Annotated in this window: 8 protein-coding genes; 2 read left to right on the top strand and 6 right to left on the bottom strand. The window is 44.9% G+C overall.

The window, feature by feature from the left end; genetic code table 11:
* Positions 1–44: 44 nt before the first annotated feature.
* The 4 genes from QVD32_RS04410 to QVD32_RS04425 are packed head-to-tail and all read right to left on the bottom strand — an operon-like array spanning position 45 to position 4,811.
* Positions 45–2,135, bottom strand: a complete 2,091-nt coding sequence (locus QVD32_RS04410; protein ID WP_118686982.1) for a M3 family metallopeptidase — start codon at positions 2,133–2,135, stop codon at positions 45–47.
* A gap of 19 nt (positions 2,136–2,154) precedes the next feature.
* Positions 2,155–3,231: an endonuclease/exonuclease/phosphatase family protein gene (locus tag QVD32_RS04415; protein WP_021891326.1), complete on the bottom strand. Its 1,077-nt coding sequence runs from the start codon at positions 3,229–3,231 to the stop codon at positions 2,155–2,157.
* Between the two features lie 7 nt (positions 3,232–3,238).
* Positions 3,239–4,132, bottom strand: coding sequence for a rhomboid family intramembrane serine protease (locus tag QVD32_RS04420; RefSeq protein WP_008862891.1), 894 nt, complete (start codon positions 4,130–4,132; stop codon positions 3,239–3,241).
* A complete protein-coding gene (locus tag QVD32_RS04425) occupies positions 4,113–4,811 on the bottom strand; it encodes a rhomboid family intramembrane serine protease (RefSeq protein ID WP_118686981.1) in 699 nt (232 codons plus the stop codon). Before QVD32_RS04425 ends, QVD32_RS04420 begins: the two co-directional genes overlap by 20 nt.
* Before the next feature lie 252 nt (positions 4,812–5,063).
* On the opposite strand from QVD32_RS04425, the gene QVD32_RS04430 reads away from it, so the two are divergent.
* Positions 5,064–5,336, top strand: a complete 273-nt coding sequence (locus QVD32_RS04430) for an HU family DNA-binding protein (RefSeq protein ID WP_008862889.1) — start codon at positions 5,064–5,066, stop codon at positions 5,334–5,336.
* A gap of 873 nt (positions 5,337–6,209) precedes the next feature.
* Here the strand turns inward: QVD32_RS04430 and QVD32_RS04435 are convergent.
* The gene (locus QVD32_RS04435) at positions 6,210–8,363 is read right to left on the bottom strand and encodes a cation:proton antiporter (protein WP_021891324.1); all 2,154 of its coding nucleotides are present in this window, start codon (positions 8,361–8,363) and stop codon (positions 6,210–6,212) included.
* A 315-nt stretch (positions 8,364–8,678) separates the two neighbouring features.
* Here QVD32_RS04435 and QVD32_RS04440 point away from each other — a divergent pair, with 315 nt between their 5' ends.
* A complete protein-coding gene (locus QVD32_RS04440) occupies positions 8,679–9,683 on the top strand; it encodes an aspartate-semialdehyde dehydrogenase (RefSeq protein ID WP_021891323.1) in 1,005 nt (334 codons plus the stop codon).
* Positions 9,684–9,879: 196 nt separating this feature from the next.
* Here the strand turns inward: QVD32_RS04440 and QVD32_RS04445 are convergent, their stop codons facing one another.
* Positions 9,880–12,378, bottom strand: coding sequence for a family 20 glycosylhydrolase (locus QVD32_RS04445; RefSeq protein WP_021891322.1), 2,499 nt, complete (start codon positions 12,376–12,378; stop codon positions 9,880–9,882).
* Between the last annotated feature and the right edge of the window lie 17 nt (positions 12,379–12,395).

Genomic DNA, 12,395 nt, shown 5'->3' on the forward strand with positions numbered 1-12,395 from the left:
GCTGTGCCGCGGCACAGCTCCCTTTTCCTGTATAGAGGAAATTGTTATTTCAATCCCCGATTGCGAAGCAGGGCATCGGGATTAGGCTCTGCTCCACGGAATTGGCGATAAAGTTTCATGGGGTCTTCGCTCCCGCCTTTTTCGAGAATGTTTTCACGGAATGCTTTGGCTGTCGCAGGGTCGAAGATACCGTGTTCTTTGAATGCGTCGAAAGCATCGGCATCGAGAACTTCGGCCCAGATGTAGCTGTAATATCCTGCACAGTAATCGTTGGTGAAGATGTGCGAGAAGTAGGTGCTACGGTAGCGATAGGTGATTTCGTCGATGAGTCCGACGGATTGCGCTACTTCTTTTTCGAATTGGCGCACATCGTATTCTTCAACTTCGTCTATTTCGTGCCAACGCATGTCGAGGATAGCCGCAGCTAAAAATTCGGTGGTGGCGAATCCTTGATTGAATTTAGAGGCTGCCTCCATTTTGGCGATTAACGAGTCGGGAATGACTTCGCCGGTTTGATAATGTTTGGCATATAATTTCAAGACTTCGGGGTGCGTTGCCCAGTGTTCGTTGATTTGCGACGGTAGCTCTACGAAATCGCGTGCGACACTGGTCCCGCTTACCGAGGGGTAGTGGCAACGGGTGAGCATGCCGTGCAGGGCATGTCCGAATTCGTGGAAAAGAGTTTGCACTTCGTCGATGGTAAGCAAAGAGGGAGTATCGGCGGTAGGTTTGGTGAAGTTTGCCACGTTGTAAACGATGGGGCGTACTTCTTTACCGTCTTGTACATAGGCTTCACGGAAGTTGTACATCCAAGCTCCGGCACGTTTCCCGGCACGGGGGAAGTAATCGGTATAGAATACGGCCAAATGTTTGCCGTCGGCATCTTTCACTTCGAATGCGCGGACATCGGGGTGATAGACCGGCATATCTTTCAATTCGGTGATAGTGATTCCGTATAATTTATTGGCAACCATGAACGCACCTTCACGTACGTTGTCGAGGCTGAAATAGGGTTTCAGTTCGTCTTCGTTCAAATCGTATTTGGCTTTGCGTACTTTTTCGGCATAGTACCACCAATCCCACGGGGCGAGTTTGAAACCGCCGCCTTCGGCGTCGATGATCTTTTGCATGTCGGCTACTTCTTCTTTTGCACGAGGTATCGCATAGGTCCATACCCGATTGATGAGATCGTTGACGTTCGCATCGGTTTTTGCCATGCGATCGTCGAGGGCAAAGTCGGCGTAGGTATTGAATCCCAGTAAATTGGCCTTCTTTAAACGGAGGTTGACCATTTTCGATACGATTTCTTTATTGTCGAATTCGTTGTCGTTGTCGGCTTTGTTGATATAGGCTTTATAAACTTTTTTGCGCAGATTGCGGTTGTCGGCGTATTGCAGGAATGGGATGCGGCTGGGCGCATCGAGGGTAAATACCCATTTACCGGCTTTGTTGCGAGCAGCCGCTTCATCGGCAGCTGCCGTGACTACTGCCTCGGGCAAGCCTGCGAGGTCGGTTTCATTGTCGATAACCAGTTCAAAAGCGTTTGATTCGGCTAAGGCATTGTCTCCGTATTGTATGGAAAGCATAGCTAATTCTTTGTTAATCTCGCGAAGCGTGGCTTTATCTTCTTCGGAGAGAAGAGCTCCCGCACGAACAAAGTCTTTGTAGTGGTTTTCGAGAACTTTCATCTGTTCGGTGTCGAGGTTCTCTTTATCCCGATTCTCGTATACCGTTTTAATTCGGGCGAAAAGTTCTCCGTTGAGCGAGATGTTGTCGTAATGCTCGGTCAGTTTGGGCGAAATCTCTTTGGCGATGGCTTGGAGTTCGTCGTTCGTTTCCGCCTCGGTCAAACTGCTGAATATCAGATTGACCTGAGTCAGTTGCATACCGCTGAATTCGAGCGGTTCGATGGTGTTTTTGAATGTAGGAGTCTCGGGGTTGGCAATGATTGCGGCAATTTCGGCATCGTGCTGACGGATGCCTTCTTCAAAAGCCGGCATGTAGTGCTCGGGTTTTATTTGTTCGAACGGCGGAACCCCGAAAGGAGTGCTGAACTCGCTAAGCAGCGGATTCTCTTTTTGATTGCAAGAGATCATCATAAGACAAGTTAACGATGTTACTAAAAGTTTTTTCATGAGGTATAATATTACTGTGTTAATGATTTTCGGAATTTTCCCATACAAACCTTGTGACAAGGGGATAATGATCTGAACTTTTATGTCGTTGGCGGACAAGCCATCGGGCTTCCATATTGCCTTTGTATAGGATATGGTCGATGCGGAACCAGAAGCGATTGGCGTGATATGTGATTCCCGGTCCTAATCCCAATTCGTTGTAAGCGTCGCGAAAACCTATACTGTGGAACTTTCGGACGGAATAGGACAAGGGTGAGTCGTTGAAGTCGCCGCAGACGATGATATTACCGGGAATGTTTTGTATTTTCTCGGCTGTTAGGTCGGCTTGGCGATTTCGAATCTCGGCTGCGTTCATGAGTTTGGACAACAAGTGTTTCTTTATTTCGTCCAGTCGGTCGGTATTGGGGTGTGCCGTGATTTCATGATATAGTTCTTTGTCGGTTTGAGTCAATCCAATAGATTCCATGTGTTGGTTGACAACGGTGACTGTATGGTCTTCTATCTTTACCCGGTAAATGGCGATGGCGCTCGACTCGGAATATACCGTATCGAACAACAATGTCGCCGGGTATTTCGACAGGAAATTCATACCGTGGGTCGTAGGAATGCGGTAGGGATACAGCGTGTTTACACTGTCTATTTGTTCCCCGGTGATTTTCAATCCCGGATTCGGAGCGATCAGACCCGGACTTTCCTGCAAGCAAACGAGATCGGCATTTTGCGAGAGGATAAAGGAAAGGGTCCGGTTTTGCCGGGTATCTGTTCCTTCATAATCGAGGAAGAAGTAGGCATTATAAGTCATCAGGGAAAAACCGGGTTGGCTGTTGTCTATCGGCTGAGGTTTATGTACCGGACAGTATCGGGCTATTCCTCCCCAAGAGATGACCAGTGCGGCGAGCGGAACCCATATATAACGGGGATTATAGGCGAGCCATATAAAAAAGAACGCTATGCAGGCAAACAGATTCAGCGGAAATAAGAGTTCGACCAGTATGCCTATGCGGGAGGGAAAGTATGCCGAGTAGGAGCCGATGACGAGCAAAAGCCCCCATAGCAGATTGAGCAGCAATAATATGACTTTGACGACATGTTTCATTACCACGTTATTTTTTCCCGGCTTCGAACAGTCTTTTCTTTTCTTCGGCAGAGAGCGAGGTATACCCCGATTTTTTTATTTTGTCGAGAATCGAATCGATTTCGTCGTTTTCTTTCTTTTTGCGGGCTCGGTATTCCATATCGGTCTCGGGCCGGGAAGAGGATCGGTTCGAAGGTCGTGACACTTTGATTTTCGGGCGGGGTTTGAATCCCGTTACGATTTTGTCGATGAGTTTGTTGACAGGCGCCGTCAAATCTTTCCCTTTTTCCCATCGCACAATAAACCAGTAACCGAGGAGGGCTCCTCCGAGGTGAGCGATGTGCCCTCCTCCGTTGGCCGATGTGACACTCAATAAGTCAATGACGATAGTAACCAGTGCGATGTATTTCAAAGATATAGCTCCGAGAAAAAGCAGGTTGACTTTGTAGTCGGGCATTCGGAATGCCGTGGCTACGACAATGGCGATTATCGAGGCAGAGGCTCCGCACATCAATCCCTCTTTGCCATCGAAATAGGGAAACAAATTGTACGAAAGCAGATATAATAAACCACCGGCTATACCTCCTAAAAGATATAGCCCTACCATTTGTTTTTCACTGAACGACATGAGAAATATTTGCCCGAACCAATATAGCCAAAGCATGTTGAACAGAATGTGCCATACATCGTAATGGACGAACATGTATGTGAGCAGAGTCCACGGATGGGTGATGAACTCATAGGGTATCGATGGCATTTCGATGAAGGGCAGTATGACATATCCGTCGATATTGAACAGCATCAAAACGACCCATGTGAGTCTCAGTAGCAGAAAGATCGCTACGTTGATATAGATGAGTTTCAGCAATACGGAGCCTTGCCGGAATTGCTGTTTCAGTTTGTCAATAATAGAATCCGCCACCGCCTATTCCTTTCTTTTTCCAATAACGAATCAAGAAGAAGCCGAAGAGCATGCCGCCTAAATGTGCAAAGTGAGCCACGCTGCTCATGCTTCCGCTGACACCGAAGAATAATTCGAGTAACCCGTAAAAGATGACAAAGTATTTTGCCTTGATGGGAATGGGTATGAATATGATGAACAACGGAGCATTCGGAAATAACATGCCGAAAGCCAATAAAATACCGAATGCTGCGCCAGAAGCTCCTACGGTTATAAAGTTGTTGAGTAGTTGGGGCGTTTGTTCCCAACCGTACAATGCTACGGTTTCCGATATGGCTGAACGTAGTTCGAAGTACCATGCCGCTTCTTGCACCAATGCCGCTCCCATTCCTGTGGTAATGTAGTAGAATAGAAAACGTTTCCCTCCCCATACGGCTTCGAGAGTTCTACCGAACATGAAAACGGAGAACATATTGAAGAAAATATGTTCTATTCCGCTGGTGTCGTGTAAAAACATGTAGGTAATCAATTGCACGACATTGAAATCGTCGGCTGCAAAATAGTGTAACCCCAGCCAATAGTTCAAATTTATTCCGGCAATTTTAGGTAGAGTTAAAGCTGCCAGCCACACGATGAAGTTAACGATAATCAAGTTGAGTGTCACCGGTGGTATAGATCCCAAAAATGACCTGTTTTGCATATATTAAATGTACTTATCTTACAAAGTGTAAACCATTCATTCCAAGCAGAGTAAATGTATTATACTCTGATTGTGCGGACAAAAGTAATGATTTTTCGAGTATTTAGTCAAATATAGCTTGCTTATATTATAAAATCGAGGCTTTTATTATATTTTTTTACTTTATTGTTTGCAGTATTTCATTTTAATCTTTACATTTGCGGTGCTGCTCTTCATGGAGAATTATTTACTTAACTTTAAATTATACGCGTTATGAACAAAACTGAACTTATCAATGCCATGGCAGAAAAAGCCGGTTTGAGCAAAGTTGATGCTAAAAAAGCATTGGATGCTTTCGTAGAAGCTGTTTCTGAATCTCTTGTTAAGGGTGACAAAGTGGCCCTTATCGGTTTCGGAACTTTCGGTGTTACTGAAAAAGCAGCTCGTACGGGTATCAACCCTGCAACCAAACAAAAAATCACTATCGCTGCTAAGAAAGTGGTTAAATTCAAAGCCGGTGCAGAATTGGCAGACAAAGTAAAATAAGCATTTATTTTATTATGGCATAGAAAAGGAAAGGCTGGGAAGGTCTCTCCTTTTTTTATTTATATTCCTCGACAGTCGTTTATAGCTCGGTCGATAGGTAGGGGGAATGGATCAGTCGATAATTGATGGGTATATCGATTCCGTAGGAAATCAGAGGGTATTGTCCTTTTATACCTCTACTCCCTCCATCAAAAATTATGTAATCTTTTCAACCCCCTTGCCCTGCGGGCACTCCCCCTCTATTTCCTTACAGAAACACCCCATAATGCTACGGGGCACGGCAGGGGGAGAGGTTATATAAATATTCCATTTTTTCTAACACTAATCAAAAATCTCTAAGATATTATTCTTAACCCCTCTCATCGTCGCTATCGCTCCTCTGTTTCTCCCCTATATTTTGCTGTGCAAAACACAGGGGAGAAGTGTGAATACCTTCGATAACGGGAACAGAGTGATGCATCTCCCTCTCCTCCTTGCCGTGCCCCGTAGCATTATGGGGTGTTTCCGAATAAACATCGGGGGAGAGTCCAGAGAACGAAGGGGTTAATACAAACAAAAACTTTACTCTCAAATATCCCGTTTTTATCGGGTGGTGAAAGCACAAGGAAATAGAAGGGAAGTACCCGCAGGGTGAAGGGGTTAAACTCCACAATCAAAGATTATGTAATCTTTTCGACCTTTCTCCGAAAAGACTGGAATGAGGTTGTCTGCGAAGATTTTATCGCTAAAATCCATGTCTATTCCACGGATTTTTTACTGAATCTTAGAAGCTGTTTTAAATTTATTCCGAGACAGGGGCTCAATATGGCCGGAACATACCTGCTTGCAATGATAATATTATTTCTCAATAAATTTAAAACAACTTCTTAATTATCAAAGGTTTATTTTCTTTTTGCGGTTACGGTGAGTCCACCGTTTTTTATAAGTGATAAGCTGTCTGAAAATTTTTTCGAGTCCTAATATCTCGGAGTGGTTGAGCATGTCGTGGGACAGCGGTTCCATGAAAGAGACGGGTGTCGGTTCTGCTGTGCCGAATTGTTCGGGATAGAGGACTATTAGATTGTTGTTGGCGAAATATTTGGAGAGGAAAGAAGGAATATTGTCGGCTTCGGAATTGAACGAAACCGATGTGGGGCGCGCACTGACAACGATAAATAGGTCGTCGTCGAGTACAACATTGGCAAGAAGCAGAATATCGTCCCAGCTTTCCAAAATTTCAAATTCGTTTCTGATGTTGTATCTTCCGGCTCGTAATCGGGCTTTCAAATAGGGAATGGTTTCGGCGTAAGCATAGAATATAGCACGGCAACCTATTTGTTTCGCCATGTTCGCCACTCGGTCTATCCACCGGGCGAATCCTGTTTCGTATTCAGCCTTGCGGGGAACGGCTATGACGATACGGGTAACCGTGTTTATGGGATTGACACATTTCGAAATGAGTATCATTTTATTCGTGCTTTTCAAGAGCGATTCTATTTTTGCGCCGAAAAACGTGTCAACGATATTTGCTTTGTGATGTAATCCGAGTACGACCTCCGTTATATTTTTTTCTTTCATGGTGTGGATAATCCCGCTGGTTATGTTCATGTCGTATCGGGCGATCGGGATTAATTTCGTATCGGCGGAAGATGCTACTTTCCCCGCATATTCGAGAACGGCTTGTGAGAGGAAGTTGCTTTTTTTATCGTCGTCGGTTACATGCAAAGCGTAAAGTGCAGATTTCTTTTGCGGAGATTTTAACAAGAGGGCCAGATTGATCAGGTTCTCGATTGTGTCGGGATTAGCCACAGGAATTAATATCTGCTCGTTCTGTATGGGTGACTTGTAACTGGCGGGTTCGTTATTTTGTATTTCGATAACTATGCGCCGGGCGGCCTTTTCGGTAACCAATGTACTGATAATGCAGGTCACTAAAATCATGACGATAGTGCCGTTGAGTATTTCTTCGTTGAAAAGTCCTATGTCGTGACCGATGATGACGGCCGCGAGCGTGGCGGCGGCCTGAGCGTTGCTCAGTCCGAAGATGAGTTGCCGGTCGGATTTCGTCATGTGGCAGGTTTTTTGAGTGAGCCATGCTGCCAACCATTTGCAGATGGTTGCCACTACCGACATGTTTACGGCGACGATGATCGTTTCGGTGCTTTTGAAAATTACTCTCAAATCGATGAGCATGCCTACACCTATGAGAAAATAGGGTATGAACAGGGCGTTGCCTACAAATTCGAGGCGGTTCATCAAGGGGGAAACGTTGGGGATAAAACGGTTCAGAACAATGCCTGCGAAAAATGCTCCCAAGATGGCTTCCAGCCCGATAACTTGCGCCATATAAGATGCCAGGAAGACAAGGGCCAAGATAAATATGAATTGCGTGACATTATCATTGTAGGTCTTGAAAAACCATCGGGTGAGCCGGGGATAAATGTATAGTATGGCTATGCTGTAAATTGTTATGTTCACCGATAGTCTGAGCCAGAAAAATTCGGTCAAGTCGCCTCGTACCATACCAGAAATTACAGCTAAAATAATCAAGGCTCCCAAAACTGTGAAAATGGTTCCGGCGATAGTGATAGGGACGGCTCGGCTACGGGATATTCCATATCTGCTGATAATGGGGTAGGCTATCAGCGTATGCGAGGCGTACATACTTGCCAATAGTATGGAAGTCATTAGGTTGAGATGGAGGGTGTAGTAACTGATCGCGGTTCCTAAAATCATGGGTATGAGAAACGTGTATAGCCCGAATATGATCCCGTCTTTTTTGCTTTTCTTGAAATCATACATGTCGATTTCGAGTCCTGCCAAAAACATGAGGTAAAGGATTCCCACGTTTCCGAAAATTTCAAAACTACTGTCGCGAGCCAATAGATTCAGACCGTTGGGGCCGATGATTACACCTGCTATGATCAGACCGATGATGTGGGGGACACGTATGCGGTTGAGTAATATCGGGGCAAACAAAATAATGACCAGCACGATGAAAAATATCAGCACCGGATTTTCGATAGGTAGAGTCGCGATACCGCTCATAACCCCTGTAATTTAAATGCGAAACTTATAAATGGTGACAAAAATAGAGTGACCCGAGTACGAAAGCAAATTGATTTGTTTCTGCCAAACGTGGAATCTATTTTCGCTTTGTGGCAAAATTAATGATAAAAGTTATTTCTTGCAAGGATTTTCGACCTTCTGTTCAAAATGTGTTACTGATGGCTAAAATACAGCGAGAATGATATAATAATGAGCGTTTTGTTATAGAATTTCATAAATAATTGTATATTTGCGCCAATTTTTAGTATTCTGGAATAATAAGGATTCCTAAGTAGTAATTATAAAAGAAAGAAAATGAAAGTCGCTATTGTGGGCGCCAGTGGCGCTGTCGGACAAGAGTTCCTAAAAGTTTTGGACGAGCGGAATTTCCCGATTGACGAGCTGTTGTTGTTCGGGTCCTCTCGCAGTGCGGGTCGTGAGTACACCTTCCGAGGTAAACAAATTACGGTCAAGGAATTGAAACACAATGACGATTTCAAAGGTGTGGATATAGCTTTCACATCGGCAGGTGCAGGAATTTCTAAGGAATTTGCCGAAACGATTACCCGATACGGTGCTATCATGATCGATAATTCGAGTGCATTCCGCATGGACGAAGATGTTCCTTTGGTTGTTCCAGAAGTGAACGGCGACGATGCATTCGTGCGTCCTCGTGGGATTATCGCAAATCCTAATTGTACTACCATACAAATGGTGGTTGCCCTGAATGCCATAGAGTCACTTTCTCATATCAAGAGAGTGCATGTCGCAACTTATCAGGCGGCGAGCGGAGCCGGTGCATCGGCGATGGCCGAGTTGAGAAAACAATATGAACAGATCGTTGCGGGTGAAACTCCTACGGTAGAGAAATTTTTCTTTCAGTTGGCCTATAATCTGATTCCTCAGGTCGATGTTTTCACCGACAATTTATACACGAAGGAGGAAATGAAAATGTTTCACGAAACCCGTAAGATCATGCATTCCGATATAGCCGTGAGCGCTACTTGCGTGCGAGTGCCGGTGATGAGGGCTCATTCGGAGGCTATCTGGATAGAAACAGAACGACCTGTTTCTGTGTCAGAAGCTCGTGAAGCATTCGCTCATGCGAAAGGTGTAGTCTTGGAAGACGATCCGGAGAACAGGGTGTATCCCATGCCATTGAATAAGGCAGGTAACGATCCTGTGTATGTGGGGCGTGTCCGGTCTGATATTTCTAATCCGAATGGCTTGTCTTTCTGGACTGTGAGCGATCAGATTAAGAAAGGCGCCGCCTTGAATGCCGTTCAGATCGCCGAGTATTTATTGGAGCATTCGAAGTAACAAAGTAGAGAATAGAGACTTCCGTGAGTTTTCGGTTGTGGGCTATATTCGTACTATTTTTTGTTTGTGAATATGGTTTGTGTTTCGGTATAAAACGGAGCAAACTTATTTCTACTTTCGTTTACTATTGTGATTGGTATATAATGAAGAAGGCTGTATAATTTATACAGCCTTCTTCATTTCTGTTTTTTATTGATTAATCGTTCTTGTAGTCTGTGGTGAGACTTTCTTTCCCAAGATAGAAAAGTTTTGCTTTGACAACTGTGGCACTGCAATCGACAGGAGCTTCCCAAAGCGTGGAGGTTGCGGTCGGTTCGCTTCCGTCGGTGGTGTATCTTATTTCAGCCTGCGGAATGGGAGAGTTGGCATATAGTTTTCCTTCGACAATTTTAATTCCGGGCTGTGCCACGCGGAAATTAAAACCGTCGGCAGCCAGACGGGGCAGTTCGATTTCGGCTATCTTGGCGTTGTAAATGGCCCGAGCCTTTTCATATAGAGCCTGTTTATCGTCGTTCGGGACAGGGGACCACTCGGGATAGGCATTCCAGCCGCGTTCTACCAGACCGAAAATTTTGGGGAATACATAGTATTGTACCATATCGAAACTGCCGATGGTCTCGGAGAAAAGTTGCGCCTGTACGCCTTTGATGCGTGGACGCGATTGTTCTGTGAGCTGTATCTTCCCTTTTCCGGCTGTTTTGAGATTGTTCTTTTCTCCTGCCGTATTTTCTCTTGCCGAGCAGTAAATGTTGTAGGGTAATATGTTGAACGATGTAAACTCATTGACGTAACCTCCCCATGTGAGTCCCGGTTCGTCTTTGTGCGGATTATAGGCCAAATCGATGTAAAGGTTGTTGACATTGCAAAGTATTACGTCGTATCCTTCGTTGGCTACGGTGTAAGGAACAACATCGCGTTTGCCGATCGTGCTCCAACAATATACACCGGCGAAGCGGGGAGCTATGCGGGCGTTCATTTCGGGAGAGTGGTGTAGAGCGACTTCTTGCCAGCCCGAAGTTTTCACTCCTTTTTTCGACAGCATTTCCGTGATGTTTTCCAAGAAGTATTCCGATAGCTCGTGGGTATCTTTCATGCCTTTTTCCTCCATGAATTTGTGGCAGAGCGGGGAACCTGTCCAAGACCCTTTGGGTACTTCGTCTCCTCCGATGTGAATCGTTGCCAAAGGTACACCGGCATCTTTGTACATTTTAATGATTTCGTCGCTGACTTTATCCATGAAACGATAGACGGAGGGCAAGGCTACATTCATAATATTGTCGGTATAGGCTTGTGCCGATACATATTTCGATGTGTCGGCCGATTCGGAAAGGAGATATTCCCGGGCTTTTTCCATGTCTTCTCCTTTCAATCGGTTGAATCGAGCTTCCATCGCTTTGATAGCCGCGCGTGCATGTCCCGGCGATTCTATTTCGGGTATGACGGTGATGTGTCGTTTTGCAGCGTATTGCAGTACCTCGATGAAATCTTCTCGGGTATAATATCCGTTTGCCGTGGCTGTGGTATCGTTTGGATTCCAGCCTCCGTAATATACGGGATACAGGCGTTGGCTTTCGTCTTCGGTGAATCCTCGGCGAGACCCTATTGCAGTGAGTTCTTCCAATCCGGGGATTTCTAATCTCCAAGCCTCGTCGTCGCTAAAATGGAAATGAAGCACGTTTATTTTATAAGCGGCGAGTTGGTTTATCAGTTTAAGCAAGTCGGCTTTTTTCGTGAAATTTCGTGCGATGTCGAGCATCATACCCCGATATAACAAGTCGGGATAATCATTGATCGCTATATTTTCGAATTTAGCGGGAATAGTCTGTTTTTTGAGTAATGAGACGAGGGTTTGAGTCCCGTTGAAAATAGCGTGTGGGGTTCCGCCACTGATGGTTATGTAATTGTCTTTTACGTCGAGACGGTAGTGCTCGTCGTTTTTGGCTTGCATGTTTTGGGGGAAATGGCACAGGGCTATAACGGTCTGACCTTTGTCTGTGACGTTGTATCCCATTTCTTTTAGATTTTGAATCAGTAGTTTCGCTTCGTCGGCAAAACCATCTTCGACACTCAAAGATATATCTTTGGATATTATACTTGTGCCTTCTCTCGGAGTTACTTCTTTCAGGGAAGGCAGCATGTCGTAGGTTTGTATCTTATATGTGGTTTCGAGGGCTTGATTGTCGGCGTATACTTTTTCCCCGTCGGGATAAGATGGAGCTATTCTCCCCTGAACCGTCCATTGTTCTTTGCGATCGAACGGTGCGATAGAGAGCGGGATAGAGATTTGTGTACCATTGTTCGTGACAAAAAATGGCGATTTGGGAGTGAATAAAGTTTGAGTAAAAATACCTTGATTCAAATAGCTTATTTTAATCGAGTCGCCGGGAGCCAATGGAGTCCATGATTCTGATGGCGCTATTTTGTAATAACCGGCATTTATCATCTCTATGATTACGGGGGAATCTTCGTTTACTTTTACTTGTCTGGGAGAGAGCTGAGTGTAATATATTTCCCAATCTGATTCCAATGGTTTAGTTGAAGTGTTGGTAATCGTAAACGAGCTTTCGTAAAATCCGGGAGCTGCTCCGTTTTTTACCATTTCCCATTGCAGGGAGACCGGACTTTCCTTTGTGTTGTTGCAAGCACAAAGTGCAGTGACAGTCGATGCGATAAGTAAATGTTTCAAATGTTTCATTTTCATGGTGAGTTATT

The sequence above is a fragment of the Barnesiella sp. genome, from assembly GCF_022723415.1.
Classification (GTDB): Bacteria; Bacteroidota; Bacteroidia; order Bacteroidales; family Barnesiellaceae; genus Barnesiella; species Barnesiella intestinihominis.